The organism is Sphingorhabdus sp. EL138 (assembly GCF_900258045.1).
Lineage (GTDB): Bacteria > Pseudomonadota > Alphaproteobacteria > Sphingomonadales > Sphingomonadaceae > Parasphingorhabdus.
In genome coordinates this window covers 740,161-755,854 of sequence record NZ_OGVD01000003.1, presented here as the reverse complement: position 1 = coordinate 755,854, position 15,694 = coordinate 740,161, and the positions used below count along the sequence as shown (strand labels likewise).

Sequence of the window (15,694 nt, the reverse complement as noted above, 5' to 3'; positions counted from 1 at the left end):
TCTTTCATCCTGCGACCACGGTGTTTTTCCGTCCATTAACAATCTGTTATCCAAAAACTCATATGTCTGTTTCCAATTCATCAGGGGAATGGAATGGCGGACGCCATTTATCAGAACAGCTATACCGGCGCGCCGGACATTTCCGCTATTGATAAGACGGAAGTTTCGCGGAAGCTGCTCATCGATGGGCTGGAGCGGCGGATTGCCGGGCAGCTCAGCGTCATTATTCCCGTCGGAGTGATCGGATGGATCGCAAGCCTGACCGATAACCGTGCCTTGTGGATATTCCTGAGCCTGCAGATCATAGCGCAATTGGCCATCACCGCCTCATCGCAGTGGCTGCGCCGCGCTATCGAGACCGGCAAAAATACCGCGATACGCAAAAATCTGTGGATGATCGCGGAGGCGTCCAGCGGCATAATCTGGGCGGCTATGATGCTGGACGTCGGGACGCTTATCGGCGGGTCGGATGCGGTGCTGACCACCTGGGTCACGATATTGGTGACGATGGTTGTCTCCATCCTGCTCGCTGCGCCGATTGCCGGCATTGCCTTTCCGCTGCTCGGCGGATTTACCGCTGCGGGCGTCGCGGGCATATTGCTGTTCGACAAGGATTTCAGCGGCTTTGCCCAAATGGCGCTGATCTTCATGTGTGTCGCCCTCTTCATCATTGCCAAGGCGGTCAATTTTCAGGCGCATAAAAGCTGCCGCGCCGGGATCGAGGTGGAACGGTTGGGACAACGGCTGGCCGAAGAACTGCGCCACACATCCTGGTTGTCGCAGCATGACAGCCTGACCGGCCTGTTAAACCGTTCTGCTCTGCAGGAGCACATCGAAGAACTTGGCGATATGCAGACGCAGCTGATCCTGCTCGACATTGACCATTTCAAGCAGATTAACGACAGCTATGGCCACGGCCAGGGTGACGAGGTGATTGCCGCGGTCAGCGCCTGTATCAGCGAAACTCTGGACGAAGCCGCGCCCGATGCATTGGCAGCGCGCTGGGGCGGAGAGGAATTTATCATCGCCCTGCCCGGCTGCGAAACCGGTGCCGATGATATTGCCGAGCGATTATGCGCTGCGGTTGCGAAACTAACGCATAAGGACTGGCCCGCGCGGCTGCGGGTCACCGGCTCGCTGGGCGTAGCGCATGGCCCCGCTAGCGCCTTTTCAGCCACATTCAAGAGCGCAGATAGCGCGATGTATGAAGCCAAGGAACAGGGCCGCAACCGGGTTGTCTGCGCGTCAGATGGCGGCGGAAAAACCTCCCGGGTAGCGCGTGCTGCCTAAGCCGCTTGCAGTGCAAGACTGACCGCCTTCGGACTTAGCTTGACGGCATAACTGTATTACCGTAGCAATACAGCATGAGACGCAAACTCGCCATCCTCATCTGCTTACTCTTCCTCGCCTCTGGTCTTATCCGGATTGGCGTTGGCGGGATGATGATAGGACAAGCAGCGGGCTGGTGGAGCTTTGATGGCGAAGCGGTTGAAGCTTTGGCCGAAACCCGGCTCTTCATTGCCGGGCAGGAGGCTAATTTGGTCGGCTTTACGCCCATTTCCTATTTCGCCTTCATCCTGTTCATGGGCGTGACTATCAGCCTTGGCGCCATCGGGCAGATATGGCGCAAACAGTGGGGACTGGTCCTGATCGGCATCTATCTGCTCAGCCACGGCGCGCTGTTCGTCAACTTCATGACGGTGAACCCGAAAATCTTTCTCTGGGGCTTATCGGTATTGATGACCGCGATCCTGGTCTGGGCCAACCGGCCGCCTCCTCCCGAAAAGGGCTTGCTTCCCGCCTGAGGTGGGCGCGCTTTGCGCTAAGCCGCCTGCTATCTACGCGGCTTGGTTAGCAATCCGGCCGGTGGTCATGTCCTCCAGCGTGATGGTGGTCAGCGTCTCGCCATCGGGGCCGAGAAAGTCGGCCAGCCGGCCATCGGGCGCATAAAGGTTGAACAGCACCAGCGCGCCCTCCGGCCCGCCATGCTCCATATGAACATCGCCCGGTTCCTTCGCCGCATAATCCCCGGCGGCGCGAATGCGCTTCTCCCCAGCGACGCCATTTTCATAATCCACCACATGCAGCTCCCCCGCCAGCACCGTGGAGGTGGTCGCGCAGACATGGCGGTGGAAATGGCAATAGCTGTTCGGCTCCCAGCGGTAGAGCAAATCAATATGCCCGCCCGCGCCATCTGCATCGGGCCGCACGGACAGCACCGCGCCGTGATAGGCGATGGGATAGGCGAAGCGACTGTCCGCGTCGGTGAAGTGGACCCATTTGAGGGCGGGGTTGGATAGCAGGTTCATAGAGTGAACGATAATGAAATTTCAGGGCAAAGGCTAGTGGGTGGCATCTTTAGATGCCCACGCGTCAGGCAAGTGCATGCACGGATTGAGGCGTCGGTGAAAGAGCTTGGCTATGACTTGAGTTTGGTACGGGTTACGGATCAGGGTTGAGGGTGATGGGTTTTGCCGATCGTCTGAGAGTTGTGGGCGTTTAGTAAACTGTCGCCATGATTCGAGAAGCTGGTACGGTAGGAGCTTGAGGAGCCTGGAAAACCCCGCTCGAACTAACACTAGTTTTAATACCGCTCGTTTCGATGTTCATCTTCCTCTTTTCGTCTCTGAATCCTTAATATTTGGGCGGCACTGGCTCTGTTAGCTGCGCTATACAATTCGGGATATATAGAAGGATAGTCATGCTCAACTTCGACCGCTTTGGCTAAATCAGTCTCGATTCCCACAGCAGAAGCGATTGGCTCAAACGCAGACATTGCCTGAAAGAATTTTCGGATTTTTAAGTCTTCAATATCTTCAAATTCAAGGATTTTCTTAAAATCATCGGGTTCTTTTCCAGCAGGCGCCAATATTTCTCCATTCATGCATACCGGCACACCATGTTCAGATTGATAGGTAATAGTCTTTTCAACATCTAAAAAGGGCCTTGTCCGCCAAACATTGAGTAGCTGTGATTTTACATATAGAGGCCCTTTTCTGTCAGCTATCCCGTCCAGCTTCGATTGAATGTCAAACGTCCCAATCAAAGCTGAAAAGACAAAATTCAAATCAATGATCTTCGGATTCTCGTGTCCATATTTTCGGAGAGCATTGATGAAACTCTTTGAGTGTTTGTAACCGTCTAACTCATATTCCAATTCAATAGTATCAAATCCATCCAACATAGGCAGCGGAATTACAACCTCACTTGTCAAATTTGGATTCAGGAACCAAGTTGCAGTCAGATTGCTCGGGTCATTGGACTTCACTTGCCTCCCGATATAACCTCTATTCGTTCGGTAAACCGTATCAAATGGTGTGGTGAAAAACGTATCTTCTCCAAGAGACCGTGAAAATATCTCCCTTACTTTTTCTGTATCAAGCTGCGCCCAAACGTCTTTATCTCGCCAAAGATCGGGGGTGATAAACATCCGAAGATACGGACTATCACTCTCATCCTTAGAAAACTCCGGTTCCTTTTCTATCCACTGAGCATACTCATCCTTAACTTCTTTGCTTCGGCGCCAAAGTTGATCAAGAATGAACCTGTCACTTTCAGGCTTCGGCTCTGATCCATCGCCTACTCTTCTGTATATCTTTCCAGATTTGTGGACATAAGGTGCAGCATTTCCTTGTGGCACGCGTACACAAATTACGCCTGTATCTTTAGCCAGACCTACTTTTTTATTCGGCCCCCACAATACTTTCGTATCAAAATGAGGTATCGGATTCACCGAGCTTGCAACTGATTGCCTTATTGCTTGCAGTGCTGCATCCATTTCGATCCGAGCTATGCCACAAAATTGCCCGGCTACAGACTCGTCCTTGGACTTCTCTTCAATTCCATAAAATAACCAGCCGCCATATGTGTTCGCAAAAGCAGAAACAGATTTAGCAATGGAAATTGCGTTCGGAATCTTTGACTTATACTCAATATACCAGCCTTCAGAAACTGATCGGAGAACAGAGAGATCAGAGGATGTGATTTTACTGATTTGCCTATCAAACGGATTATAGTCACTCAATTCAATTTCCAACAATATTTAAACACCAAAAAAATAGCAGTATTTATAGCCACCTTACTATCTCGAGCGCAAATAAAACCTCCCAGTCCAATACATCACTTCTACAATTTGATAGCGAACTCATCACAACCCACCCCGAAACTCCGCATAAGCCGCCATCACATCCGCTGCGCCTTCGGTCTGCGGATAATGGCCCAGATGGTCCAGTCGCCACGCCGGAACTTCGGGGTTCAGCGCCGCGACGGCGTCGACCAGATGGCCGCCGGAGACCGGGTCCTGGGTGCCGTTAATCAGCGCGATCGGGCATGGCGGGTGGGTCAGCTGGGCTTCCCAGCGGGGGCCGTGGGTGCGGCGGTCGGCGATATAGTGGAGCAGCTTATGCTGCAGCCGGTGGCCGCCATTTGTGCAGATCACATCCCAATAGGCGTCGAGTTCCGCGGCGCCGGGCTGCGTATCCTTGCCGAAAACCTCGCTAAAGCTTTTGCCGAAACGCTCCCGGTTCATCAGGTGCACGAACAGCCAGCCAAAGGGTCCGGTGAGCAGCTTTTGAATGGGCCGCGCGCGATGCTGCGCGGGGAGCAGGCCGCCGTTGAGGAAGGCGCAGCTCAGCACTTTGTGCGCCAGTCCGCCCTCCCCGTGCCGCGCGAGCAATTCCTGCCCCGGGCTGACGCCATAATCATGGACGAGGAGATGAAAATCCTGACCCAGCAATGTCTCGGCCAGATGCGCCGCAAGGTCAGTTTGTTCCTGAAGATCATAATGATGCCGCTTCGGCTTGTCGGAAAAGCCAAAGCCCAGAAAATCAAACGCCACCACCCGGTACCGCGCGGTGAGGTCCGCCCACATGGGCAGCCAGTCGAGACTGGAGGTCGGAAAACCGTGGAGGAGCAGCAAGGGCGGCGCGGTATCTTCCCCGCCGGTGCGGACGAAGATTTGATGCCCTTTCCACGCGACAAACTGTCCGTCTGCGCGCCATTGCTCCGCGCTTTGGGGTGTGATCATGGGTGCCAATTCCTCTTCCTCGCCAATGGCTTGCGATAGCAGTGCTATGGCCGCGCTGGCAATCATGCCCTGCCCTGTTCAGATATCTGCCAGCAATTCGCCCAACTGGCGCACCCGCGCGCGGACCGAGGCGGCGCTATCTTTGGCAGCGGCGCGGGCAGCATCCCGGGCGGCATGGCCATATTCCGGATGCTGGGCCGCAATCCGGCACAGCGCATCCACCGACCAGGCGCGCAGAAACGGACGGTCGTGGTGGAGCAGCGGCGTGAGCCAGCGGTCCATCACCGCTGCGCCATCGGCTGAAAAAGTGAGATGGGCCGCGCTCTGACAGATATGCAACTGCGCCTGCCAGTATCGGATTGCCGGGATTTCATCCCATAGGGCTTCGCTCTGCGCCGCGGAAAGCGCCTGCCTGCGTTCGAGCGCCGCCTTGATCAGCCAGGTCGCACCGCTCGACACCGCCTCCTGATCATGTGCGGCGAGCGCAATCAGCGCATTGAGATATTCTGCCTCGCCACCGAACTCGGCTTCAATCTCCCCCAGCATGCTAACCGCGCGGCCATCAAAGGCCTGAAGATGGGTGAGCAAGGCTGCGGCAGACAGGGCCATGGGATGGGTTTACTCCGCTGGTTCCAATATCCTCGGCGTGGCGACAAAGGGACGGTTTTTCAAAGCATGCAGGCCGTTGGATATCCTTGTACGATCACTGATCAGTCGGACATATTGATAGTCGCAACCAGAAATCGGGTGCGGATATTCGGAGATATCCTGTTGCAGCAATGCCCGCGCTTTTTCCAGTTCCTGCCGAGCGGATTCCAACGCCAGTTCATAAGGTTCCTGCATGATGTTCTCCTCTATAGTGTCAGTTCATTCTGTCGGTTCTTCTTTACCTTTTGGGTTCCAAGCCCAGCATTCAACCTCGACCCGGGCGTCCAGCACCAGTCCAGCTGTCTGGAAAGCGGAACGCGACGGATAGCGGCCGGGTTTGAAATAGCTTTTGTAGACGGTATTAAACGCAGCAAAGTCGCCAATATCCGCCAGCATCACGGTGCATTTGAACAAGGCATCATGATCCAGGTCGTATTTGGCGAGCGTGGCACCAATGCGGTCCATCGTCCGTTTGGTTTCCGGTTCGATACCGCCGGCAACCAGCGCCCGCCCGCTTTTATCGATGCCGAGCTGGCCCGACAGATAGATGATATTCCCAACCTGCACGGCTTCGGACAGCGGAAAAGCACCGCCATTGCCGAGAAATTCGGGCGGCTTGTCACCGGCCTGTGCTGGCGCGGCGAATAACAGCGCCAAGGGTGCGAGAAATTTTATGGTCATTCCGCTGGCTCTTTCCCCTTTGGTGTCAGGCGCGCGGTGATCTTGATCTCTACCAATCCATCGGGCGTGTAGAGGCGGTCAACGTCAATCGCGGTCCAGGCCGGAAAAGGCGCTTTCACAAAGCGGTTCTTGGCGGCGGCGAGAGGCGGCATCGACTGGTCAATATCGACATGATAGGTGGTGATATCGACCACATCGTCCCAGCTTGACCCGGCGCGCTTCAGTATTGTGCCCAGATAGGTGAAGGTGCGGGCATAGCTTTCCTCGTCGGTCATGCCTTCTGGCGTCGGACCGGCGATGACGCCTGACAGATAGACCGTGCCGTTGTGGATGACGGCCTGAGAGAAACCGAACTGCTCCATGAAGGCGCGGCCCTGTTCATTTTCGGGCATCAGGGTCTGCTTGGGCTCTGCCCGCGCGGCGGAAGTGGCCCCGATGATCGCCATGGCGGCGGTGAGCGATGTCAGTAAAGTTTTCATGCGTTTCACTCCGCTGGTTCGTCCACCTCATCGGCCGGCAGATAGAGCTCCTGCCCTTTGTCCTTATAGACTTTCGCCATTTCGCGCATGCCTTCTTCCGCTGCAGCCTTGCTTGCCGCCGCTGTATCAGCGCCCAGTTTTTCCGAGGCGATAAAGCCTTCGGCGCTCTGGTTTTGCTTGCTGGCAAAGTCGCGGACTTCCTGGCTGATTTTCATGCTGCAGAATTTCGGCCCGCACATGGAGCAGAAATGCGCGGTCTTGGCGCCTTCTGCGGGGAGCGTCTGGTCGTGATATTGCATCGCGGTGTCGGGATCGAGCGACAGGTTGAACTGGTCACGCCAGCGGAACTCGAAGCGCGCCTTCGAAAGCGCATCGTCGCGGACCTGTGCAGCCGGGTGACCCTTGGCAAGATCGGCGGCATGGGCGGCAAGTTTATAGGTGACAACGCCAACTTTCACATCGTCGCGATCCGGCAGGCCAAGATGCTCTTTCGGCGTGACATAACAAAGCATCGCTGTGCCATACCAACCGATCTGCGCAGCACCGATGCCGCTGGTAATATGATCATAGCCGGGCGCGATGTCAGTGGTTAGCGGGCCGAGCGTATAGAAAGGTGCCTCGCCGCAGACTTCGAGCTGCTTTTCCATATTCTCCTTGATCTTGTGCATCGGCACATGTCCAGGGCCTTCGATCATCACCTGAACATCGGATTTCCATGCGCGGTGGGTCAGCTCACCCAACGTGTAAAGCTCCGAAAACTGGGCCTCGTCATTGGCATCGGCGATCGACCCGGGGCGCAGGCCATCGCCCAGGCTATAGGCAATGTCATAGGCTTTCATGATCTCGGTAATGTCGTCAAAATGCTCGTAGAGGAAGCTTTCCTTGTGATGCGCCAGGCACCATTTCGCCATGATCGAGCCGCCGCGACTGACGATGCCGGTGACGCGTTTGGCCGCCATCGGAACATAGGGCAGACGCACGCCGGCATGGATGGTGAAATAATCAACACCCTGCTCGGCCTGCTCGATCAGCGTGTCGCGGAAAATTTCCCAGGTCAGGTCTTCGGCGACTCCGCCAACTTTTTCGAGCGCTTGGTAAATGGGTACGGTCCCGATGGGCACGGGTGAGTTGCGGATGATCCACTCCCGTGTATCGTGGATATTCCGGCCGGTGGAGAGATCCATGACGGTATCCCCGCCCCAGCAGATGGACCAGACCATCTTGTCCACTTCAGTCGCCACATCGGATGCCACGGCACTATTGCCAATATTCGCGTTGATCTTCACCAGGAAGTTGCGGCCGATTGCCATCGGTTCGGTTTCGGGATGGTTGATATTATTCGGGATGATCGCACGGCCTCTGGCAATCTCATCCCGCACAAATTCCGGCGTGACATAATCGGGGATAGACGCGCCAAAGCTTTCGCCATCACGCTTATATTCTTTCAGCCGTTCCCGTCCGAGATTTTCGCGCTCGGCAACATATTCCATTTCCGGAGTGATGATACCCTTGCGCGCATAGTGCATTTGCGAGACGTTCATCCCTGCCTTGGCACGCAGAGGCCGCTTCACGACATGCGGGAATTGCGGGACACCGCCGCTGCGGTCGGGGCCTAGCTGGCCATTATCTTCCGGCTTAATCTCACGGCCATCATAGCTTTCGACATCGCCGCGCGCTTCAATCCATTCGCGGCGCAGCTGCGGAAGGCCGGCGTTAATGTCGATCAAGGCATTGGGGTCGGTATAAGGTCCAGAGGTATCATAAACCCGCACCGGCGGCTCACCGCCTTCGAGGTGAATTTCCCGCATCGCTACGCGGATACCAGAGCCGCTATGCGCCGCTACATGCACTTTTTTGGAACCCGCTATCGGGCCAGTGGTTACGCCAATTTCGGTCTTTGCAGGAATGTCAGCCATGGTCTTACTCCAGTTGTCGGAGTGAAGAGCGCGGGATTGTTTTGAACACCGCTCCCTCCCTCCGCCCGGGTTAACGGGATCAGGTTCAACGGGTCGCGGTTTATTCCGCTCTCAACCTGCGTTCACGCACAGGCTCCCCGGGGATGAGTCGCAAGCTAGTGTGCTCATGCCCGAAGGTCCAGCGAAGAATGGCGACGGTAGCGATAGAAGCTGCGTGACGAAGCGCGAATATCCTACCAGCCGGGGACGAAATATTTTGGCGGCACGGCACAGCCCCAGTAAAAGCCCTGACCAAAATCGGCACCGAGCAAACGCGCCTGCGCCAGATGATGCTTGGTTTCGATCCCTTCAATCACCGAGCGCGCTTTGCGGCCGCGACAGAATTCCAGCATCGAAGCCAGCAGCGAGATCGGAATATCGCCATCATAACAGGCATTGAAGATATTCTTGTCGATCTTCAGCTCATCAAACGGAATTTTCGCAATCCGGTCGAGATTGGCAAGACCAGTGCCATAATCGTCAATTGAAATGCCCAGTCCATGGCCGCGCAGCGAATGGCACACTGCTGCAAGGCGGTCGACATCGACCACACGGGACTCCTCGGTGATTTCGAGCATCAGCTGGCCGGGTCGAATATCCGCATGCTTCAGCCGGCTGATAAGTGCGTCGACAAAGCGCCGGTAAGTCATCATGATCGCGCTGCAGTTGAAGGAAACGGGAACCGGACGGCCCCGTTTTGCCAAAGCGGTGGCGAGCTTGATTGATTCATCAACCACCACAAGGGTGGCTTCCACCTCAACCGCGACATCAACCAGATCGGAAAAGATAATGGCGGGGTTCAAAGCACGCCGGGTTTTCACACGGGTCAGCGCTTCGTAACCGACAATCTTGTCATTATCCAGAGACTGTTTGGACTGAAATTCGACCGAAAGATTTGGCAACAACCGGTCCGTTTCGACCAGCGCGCAGACATAATCGAGATCGTTGACCGCATGGCCGCTGACATCCGCCATCCGTCCGATCAAGTTGCACAAAGTCGGGACGGCATAGGGTTTTTGTAATCGCTGGACGACACTGGCAGCATCAAAGGCCAGCTCATCATCGCTGCTATCCTTTGGGTTCGGCGTCAATATGACCGGCATGGAAGATCGCAGTCCGGAAAACCGGTCAAGCAACTCGCTGCCATTTTCTCTCATGGTTTTGGGATCAATGACCAGAGCATCCGGTCCGAAGACCAGACTGGCTTCCTCATCCAGTTTGGAAAATACACAAGCGACGGAAATATCATTCGCTTCCAGATCATCTTGCAATGACCTGGAAAGCGCATTTTCTTCTTCAACAATGATGACTTTGGCTGTCGACATCGTTGGAGGCATTGCGGAGGATGTTGTGGAGGACATAGGGGGCACCTTATTAGATTGGGTTTCGTTCTGACGGTCCTGGAAATTGGACCGAGCGAAAGAGTGAAAATTTAAAATGTAAGGAAAAGCGTTCAGGCTTTTGGGCTTGTCGTACCAAGCCTCAGACCTGATTTAAAAGCCGTTCACATATCCTGATTGAAGCTTTGGTCGCGATATTCCTGTAAGTGGGTGATGCGTAAACCAGACATACCAGAACGATGGATCGCCTGCTGCCAGGAAATCAACTCCTCCAGCGACAGATCATAACGTTCACAGGCTTCATCCGTGGTCAACAGCCCGCCATTCACGGCAGCGACAACCTCGGCTTTACGCCTTATCACCCAGCGGGTTGTATCCGCGGGTGGCAAGTCATGTTCGGCGAGCGCTTCCCCAAGCGGGCCGATGACTCTGGTGGCTTTTGGTATCGTAACATGTTTCATATGGAACCTCATTTCTGCCTTTCGGCGTTGCCCTGTTCCTATGCCCGTGCATAAAAATGCTCTGAGGATGTTAAGTGCGTCTAAATTTCTATGGTTAACAGGGCTTAACATCTGATGCTTGCGACAGACGGTTCTCTGACGGCGTTAGTTGCCCAAAACATCCGGATTCCGAGATCAACAATCATCGAATTTTCCTACATTTAACCCAATAAAACAAAAGCCTGATTTGAAATCCTCTTTCTTTGTGATACTCGGTTGGCCTCTTGGTTTTCGAGCTTCACCTTCGCGCCACACCGCCTCTCTTCGTTAACCAAACGGGATTTTTGCAGGAGAAAAAAATGTCTGTCATCACCACTGAAAAGCATCAGAATATATTGGTCATCATCTCGAACAATCCACCGGTCAATGCGCTTGGCGCGGCAGTTCGACAGGGACTTGTCGATGGCATTGAAGAGGCCATGTCCGACGACGAGATTGAGGCCGTGGTGGTTCGCTGCGATGGACGGACATTTTTTGCCGGTGCGGACATTACGGAATTTGGCAAACCGATGCAGGGGCCGAATCTGGGGGAGGCCATTGACCGGTTGGAAGCCAGCGACAAGCCGGTTGTCGCCGCGATCCACGGAACCGCATTGGGCGGAGGCTGTGAAGTTGCCTTGGCCTGTCATTACCGGGTCGCGGTGGCATCAGCAAAAATGGGCCTGCCCGAGGTGAAACTGGGCCTGATCCCCGGTGCCGCTGGAACGCAGCGCTTGCCGCGGGTGGTTGGCGCAGAGGAGGCTTTGCCAATGGTGGTCATCGGCAATCCGATTTCAGCGAAGAAGGCACACGCTATCGGACTGGTTGACCAGATTGTCGGCGAAGACAGTCTGGCCGAGGATGCGATCGCCTTTGCACGCGAACAGATTGGCAAGGCGCCGCCGCGTTCTTCGGAAGGTACGGCCAATGAAGACGGTATCAAGAACCCGGTGATATTCGATGAATTCCGTCAGAAAAATGGCCGCAAAATCCGCGGGTTCGATGCGCCGGAAGCAGGCATTCAGGCGGTAAAAGCCGCGGGCGAGCTGTCTTATGCCGATGGTGTCAAGAAAGAGGGCGAGCTGTTCATGAAACTGATGACTGGTACCCAGTCTGCGGCCATGCGCCACTATTTCTTCGCCGAACGTGCGGCCAACAAAATTGACGGCATTGATCCCAAAATCGATCTCATCCCAATCAAGAAAGTCGGCATTTTGGGCGCGGGAACCATGGGCGGGGGCATCGGCATGAACTTTCTGTCTGCCGGTATTCCCGTGACCATTGTCGAGCTGAAAGAGGAGGCGCTGGAACGCGGCGTTGGTGTGATCCGCAAAAATTATGAGAATACAGCGAAACGCGGACGGATGACCGAAGAACAGGTCGAGGGCGCCATGAGCATTTTGACGCCCAGTCTGTCCTATGACGATCTCGCCGATTGCGATCTGGTGATCGAAGCGGTGTTTGAAAATATGGACGTCAAAAAGGAAGTCTTTGCCAAGCTCGACGGCATCGTGAAACAGGGCGCCATCCTAGCCAGCAACACCAGCTATCTGAATATTGACGAGATCGCGGCGGTGACGAAGCGGCCTGAATATGTGCTGGGACTGCACTTTTTCTCGCCCGCCAATATCATGAAATTACTCGAAATCGTGCGCGGTGAAAAGACAGCGGATGACGTGCTGATGACGGCGATGAAGCTGTCGAAGAAGATTGGCAAGGTGGCGGCAGTCTCTGGCGTGTGCCCTGGCTTTATTGGCAACCGGATGCTCAGCCCGCGTCAGGAACAGGCGAATATCATGATCATGGAAGGCGCCAATTATTGGGACGTGGACGATGTGCTGCTGGACTTCGGTTTTCCGATGGGGCCGTTCCAGATGTCCGACCTCGCCGGGGTTGATATTGGCTGGCACCGCGACCCAGAGCGGATTGAAACATTACGGGATGCCTTATGTGCCGCCGGTCGCTGGGGACAGAAAGTCGGCAAAGGCTTTTATGACTATAATGAAGCGCGGCAACGCACCCCGGCCGATGAGGTCAAACAGATTATCACTGAATTTGCTGCCAAGGCGGGCAAAGAGCAACGTGAAATTTCAAAGGACGAAATACGCGAGCGCCTGCTATATCCGATGGTCAACGAGGGTGCGAAAATCCTAGAAGAGGGAATGGCCCAGCGGGCGAGTGATATCGATGTCGTCTGGATCAATGGCTATGGCTGGCCGCTTTATACCGGCGGCCCGATGTTCTGGGCCGACACGGTCGGGCTTGATAACGTGCTTGCGGGTCTGAAAAAACACAGCCTGCCAGTGGCCAAGCTGCTGGAAGAAAAAGCTGCTGCAGGCGGCAAGTTTAACGGATAAGGTCACGTCTATCGATTAGGAGAATATGTTTGTCAGCTGAAGCTATAGATCCACTGGAAAAGTGGACACCGCCCGCTGGATGGCCCGTACGATCACGCAAAGAGGTAGACGCCTTGCTATGCGCGCCGGGCCAGCCGTTTGAAATGGAGGTGGTCGATATTGATGGCGTGGAAACCCGCGTGTGGAAAAACGCGCATCCCACGCTCGCAGCGATGGCGGAACATGCGCGCGGCCATGGCGATAGCGAATTTCTGATATTTGAAGATGAGCGCGTGACTTATGCCGATTGGTATCGGGCCGTCGCGGCGCTGGCGGTAGAGCTTCAGAACATTGGTGTGTCAAAAGGTGACCGCGTTTCACTCGCCATGCGCAATTTGCCGGAATGGCCGGTGATCTTCTTCGCGGCTGCTTCTATCGGGGCTATTGTTGTACCGCTCAACGCCTGGTGGACGGATCAGGAACTGGTCTTTGGCCTCGCAAATTCGGAAACCAGCGTGTTGCTCTGCGATGCCGAGCGATGGGACCGGATATCTTCGCATCTGAGCGATCTCCCAGATCTGAAACATGTCATTGTGGCGCGGAACCAGAACGCATTGGCCAATCCCGCGCGGGCGCTGGAAGAGATTATCGGGCGGCCCAATGATTATGGCGACCTTCCGGATCAGGATCTGCCAGCCGTAGACATGGCCCCTGATGATCCAGCAACGATATTCTACACCAGCGGCACAACCGGCCAGCCCAAAGGCGCACTCGGCACACATCGCAACCTGACCACCAATGCGATTTCGGTGGGCTATTCCGGTGCCGCAGCGGCTTTACGGCGAGGCAATGAGCTGCCCGAGCCGACGGTTCGGGTCGGCCTGACAGTGGTGCCGATGTTCCATTGCACCGCCTGTTCCGCCATCATGATGCCAACCGTGCATGGCGGCCATAAGATGGTCTTCCTACACAAATGGGACACGGTGCGAGCGATGGAGATTATTGAACGGGAAAAGGTCAATGCCACCGGCGGCGTGCCATTTATCGCTTGGCAACTGATCGAGCATCCGGATCGCGACAAATATGATCTGAGTTCGATTGACGCGATCAGCTATGGCGGCGCGCCATCTGCCCCCGAGCTGGCGCGAAAAATCTACGAAGTTTTTGGCGCCCTGCCCGGCAATGGCTGGGGCATGACCGAGACGATGGCGACAGTGACATCGCATAGCGCCGAGGATTATCTCAATCGCCCGACCAGCTGCGGCCCTCCGGTTGCTGCAGCAGATTTGAGGGTCATGAGTGAAGATGGTGCCCACGAAATGCCGATTGGCGAAGTGGGTGAGCTTTGGGCGCGCGGGCCGATGGTGGTGAAAGCCTATTGGAACAGGCCGGACGCAACGGCCGAAACCTTCGTCGATGGCTGGGTTCGGACAGGCGATCTGGCTCGTCTAGACGATGAAGGCTTCTGCCATATTGTCGACCGCGCGAAAGACATGATCATCCGCGGCGGGGAGAATATCTATTCATCGGAGGTCGAGAATGTCCTTTATGATCATCCGGCGGTGATGGATGCGGCCTTGATTGGCATTGAGCACAAGACTCTGGGCGAAGAACCGGCGGCGGTCGTGAATCTGGTGCAGGGCCAAAGCACCACTGAAGCCGAATTGCAGGAATGGGTACGCGCCCGGCTCGCAAATTTCAAGGTGCCGGTAAAAGTCCTGTTCAGCGCCGAAAGCTTGCCGCGCAACGCCAATGGCAAAATACTAAAACGCGATCTGAAGTCGCTATTCTGACCTTCAGCCGCTTTTCGGCGTAACCCGGATAAGGCCTTCCTGCACGGCGGATGCAACCAGCTTGCCATCCTGCGTGTATAGCGAACCGCGATTGAGGCCGCGGGTGCCGCCGGTCCAGTCGCTGTCCATGACATAGCAAATCCACTGATCCATCCTGAAATCGTCATGGAACCACATCGCATGATCAAGGCTGGTCGAGAATAATCCGGGCGTGGTCCAATGCAATCCGTGCGGAATCATTGACGTAGAAAGCAATCCCATATCAGACGCGAAGGCCAGCGTGGCCCTGTGTGTAAGCGGATCATCGGGCAGCGGCGCAACCGTCTTGAACCATTGATATTGGCGCGCGGGTTGGCTTTTGCCTTCCGGACGAAAGCTTCGCACATCAAAAGGTCGCGGCATGCTCATCCGCTCAATATGCTTGTCCGACACCTGCGGGTTGCGGGCAATTTGTTCCATCATACTCATGCATTGGTCGGGCGGCAGAACATCGGGCATCGGGACCTGGTGATGGAGCCCGTCAGCCGGTTTTTGAAAAGAGGCCGTCAGGTTGAATATGACCTTGTCATCCTGACGCACAACAACTCTGCGGTTGGAAATGCTGCGTCCGTCAAAGTCGCGGTGCACCCGAAAATGCAGCGGCTTGGTCTCGTCTCCCGCGCGCAGAAAATAGGAATGCAGCGAATGAATGGTCTTCTCTTCATCAACGGTATGATCCGCCGTGACAATGGCCTGCGCAATCACTTGCCCGCCAAAAATACGCTCGCGTGCCGTCGACGATAGTGCAGGATAGAGAAACTCGTCATCAGCATCTGCTGTGAGTTTAAAGGTGCGGAGCAATCCGGCTATCAGCTTCTCCGCGGGCACGGAGGAGCGATTGGCCAAAGCTTCCGAAAGCCGGCGTTCGACTTGTTCGTCCGTTAGTTGATCCAAAACTGCTTCTATTCCTTAAAATGC

The 15,694-nt window shown here is 55.4% G+C and carries 15 protein-coding genes and 1 riboswitch; of the genes, 4 read left to right on the top strand and 11 right to left on the bottom strand.

Annotation, left to right across the window (positions count from 1 at the left end; translation table 11 throughout):
• Window positions 1-93 precede the first annotated feature (93 nt).
• Together DK507_RS09750 and DK507_RS09745 are read left to right on the top strand one after the other, a co-directional pair.
• Entirely contained in the window at window positions 94-1,290 is a 1,197-nt protein-coding gene (locus DK507_RS09750; RefSeq protein ID WP_109356156.1) for a diguanylate cyclase, read from the top strand.
• Window positions 1,291-1,364: 74 nt separating this feature from the next.
• Window positions 1,365-1,805 (top strand): hypothetical protein, encoded by a 441-nt coding sequence (locus DK507_RS09745; protein ID WP_109356155.1) that lies wholly within the window; start codon window positions 1,365-1,367, stop codon window positions 1,803-1,805.
• A gap of 33 nt (window positions 1,806-1,838) precedes the next feature.
• Here DK507_RS09745 and DK507_RS09740 read toward each other — a convergent pair whose 3' ends face one another.
• The 10 genes from DK507_RS09740 to DK507_RS09695 all read right to left on the bottom strand — a co-directional run bounded on the left by DK507_RS09740 (window position 1,839) and on the right by DK507_RS09695 (window position 10,590).
• Window positions 1,839-2,309, bottom strand: coding sequence for a hypothetical protein (locus tag DK507_RS09740; RefSeq protein ID WP_109356154.1), 471 nt, complete (start codon window positions 2,307-2,309; stop codon window positions 1,839-1,841).
• A 275-nt stretch (window positions 2,310-2,584) separates the two neighbouring features.
• Window positions 2,585-4,024, bottom strand: coding sequence for a helix-turn-helix domain-containing protein (locus tag DK507_RS09735; protein ID WP_162558991.1), 1,440 nt, complete (start codon window positions 4,022-4,024; stop codon window positions 2,585-2,587).
• Window positions 4,025-4,147: 123 nt separating this feature from the next.
• Window positions 4,148-5,092 (bottom strand): alpha/beta fold hydrolase, encoded by a 945-nt coding sequence (locus DK507_RS09730; RefSeq protein WP_216822374.1) that lies wholly within the window; start codon window positions 5,090-5,092, stop codon window positions 4,148-4,150.
• A 12-nt stretch (window positions 5,093-5,104) separates the two neighbouring features.
• Window positions 5,105-5,635 (bottom strand): hypothetical protein, encoded by a 531-nt coding sequence (locus DK507_RS09725; protein WP_109356152.1) that lies wholly within the window; start codon window positions 5,633-5,635, stop codon window positions 5,105-5,107.
• A 9-nt stretch (window positions 5,636-5,644) separates the two neighbouring features.
• Window positions 5,645-5,869: a hypothetical protein gene (locus DK507_RS09720; RefSeq protein WP_109356151.1), complete on the bottom strand. Its 225-nt coding sequence runs from the start codon at window positions 5,867-5,869 to the stop codon at window positions 5,645-5,647.
• Window positions 5,870-5,893: 24 nt separating this feature from the next.
• Window positions 5,894-6,355 carry a RidA family protein gene (locus DK507_RS09715; protein ID WP_109356150.1) on the bottom strand — a complete coding sequence of 154 codons (462 nt, stop codon included), beginning with the start codon at window positions 6,353-6,355 and terminating at the stop codon, window positions 5,894-5,896.
• Window positions 6,352-6,834: a RidA family protein gene (locus tag DK507_RS09710; RefSeq protein WP_109356149.1), complete on the bottom strand. Its 483-nt coding sequence runs from the start codon at window positions 6,832-6,834 to the stop codon at window positions 6,352-6,354. The genes DK507_RS09715 and DK507_RS09710 overlap by 4 nt, the downstream gene beginning before the upstream one ends.
• Before the next feature lie 5 nt (window positions 6,835-6,839).
• The gene (gene thiC, locus DK507_RS09705; RefSeq protein ID WP_109356148.1) at window positions 6,840-8,750 is read right to left on the bottom strand and encodes a phosphomethylpyrimidine synthase ThiC; all 1,911 of its coding nucleotides are present in this window, start codon (window positions 8,748-8,750) and stop codon (window positions 6,840-6,842) included.
• Between the two features lie 39 nt (window positions 8,751-8,789).
• A riboswitch (TPP riboswitch) is annotated at window positions 8,790-8,900 on the bottom strand.
• An 83-nt stretch (window positions 8,901-8,983) separates the two neighbouring features.
• Window positions 8,984-10,150 (bottom strand): EAL domain-containing protein, encoded by a 1,167-nt coding sequence (locus DK507_RS09700; RefSeq protein ID WP_109356147.1) that lies wholly within the window; start codon window positions 10,148-10,150, stop codon window positions 8,984-8,986.
• 143 nt (window positions 10,151-10,293) lie between these two features.
• Window positions 10,294-10,590, bottom strand: coding sequence for a DUF1153 domain-containing protein (locus tag DK507_RS09695; RefSeq protein WP_109356146.1), 297 nt, complete (start codon window positions 10,588-10,590; stop codon window positions 10,294-10,296).
• A gap of 338 nt (window positions 10,591-10,928) precedes the next feature.
• On the opposite strand from DK507_RS09695, the gene DK507_RS09690 reads away from it, so the two are divergent.
• Both DK507_RS09690 and DK507_RS09685 read left to right on the top strand, forming a co-directional pair.
• The gene (locus tag DK507_RS09690; RefSeq protein WP_109356145.1) at window positions 10,929-12,965 is read left to right on the top strand and encodes a 3-hydroxyacyl-CoA dehydrogenase NAD-binding domain-containing protein; all 2,037 of its coding nucleotides are present in this window, start codon (window positions 10,929-10,931) and stop codon (window positions 12,963-12,965) included.
• A gap of 53 nt (window positions 12,966-13,018) precedes the next feature.
• Window positions 13,019-14,737: a class I adenylate-forming enzyme family protein gene (locus DK507_RS09685; protein ID WP_254054332.1), complete on the top strand. Its 1,719-nt coding sequence runs from the start codon at window positions 13,019-13,021 to the stop codon at window positions 14,735-14,737.
• Window positions 14,738-14,740: 3 nt separating this feature from the next.
• On the opposite strand, the gene DK507_RS09680 is transcribed toward DK507_RS09685, so the two are convergent.
• Window positions 14,741-15,670: an acyl-CoA thioesterase II gene (locus tag DK507_RS09680; protein WP_109356144.1), complete on the bottom strand. Its 930-nt coding sequence runs from the start codon at window positions 15,668-15,670 to the stop codon at window positions 14,741-14,743.
• Window positions 15,671-15,694 lie beyond the last annotated feature (24 nt).

What these genes read in the sequence shown, in the direction of transcription:
- DK507_RS09710 (WP_109356149.1), bottom strand. Translation starts at nt 6,834, where the DNA reads ATGAAAACTTTACTGACATCGCTCACCGCCGCCATGGCGATCATCGGG.
- DK507_RS09690 (WP_109356145.1), top strand. Translation starts at nt 10,929, where the DNA reads ATGTCTGTCATCACCACTGAAAAGCATCAGAATATATTGGTCATCATC.
- DK507_RS09730 (WP_216822374.1), bottom strand. Translation starts at nt 5,092, where the DNA reads ATGATTGCCAGCGCGGCCATAGCACTGCTATCGCAAGCCATTGGCGAG.
- DK507_RS09695 (WP_109356146.1), bottom strand. Translation starts at nt 10,590, where the DNA reads ATGAAACATGTTACGATACCAAAAGCCACCAGAGTCATCGGCCCGCTT.
- DK507_RS09725 (WP_109356152.1), bottom strand. Translation starts at nt 5,635, where the DNA reads ATGGCCCTGTCTGCCGCAGCCTTGCTCACCCATCTTCAGGCCTTTGAT.
- DK507_RS09720 (WP_109356151.1), bottom strand. Translation starts at nt 5,869, where the DNA reads ATGCAGGAACCTTATGAACTGGCGTTGGAATCCGCTCGGCAGGAACTG.
- DK507_RS09750 (WP_109356156.1), top strand. Translation starts at nt 94, where the DNA reads ATGGCGGACGCCATTTATCAGAACAGCTATACCGGCGCGCCGGACATT.
- DK507_RS09700 (WP_109356147.1), bottom strand. Translation starts at nt 10,150, where the DNA reads ATGTCCTCCACAACATCCTCCGCAATGCCTCCAACGATGTCGACAGCC.
- DK507_RS09740 (WP_109356154.1), bottom strand. Translation starts at nt 2,309, where the DNA reads ATGAACCTGCTATCCAACCCCGCCCTCAAATGGGTCCACTTCACCGAC.
- DK507_RS09745 (WP_109356155.1), top strand. Translation starts at nt 1,365, where the DNA reads ATGAGACGCAAACTCGCCATCCTCATCTGCTTACTCTTCCTCGCCTCT.
- thiC (WP_109356148.1), bottom strand. Translation starts at nt 8,750, where the DNA reads ATGGCTGACATTCCTGCAAAGACCGAAATTGGCGTAACCACTGGCCCG.
- DK507_RS09715 (WP_109356150.1), bottom strand. Translation starts at nt 6,355, where the DNA reads ATGACCATAAAATTTCTCGCACCCTTGGCGCTGTTATTCGCCGCGCCA.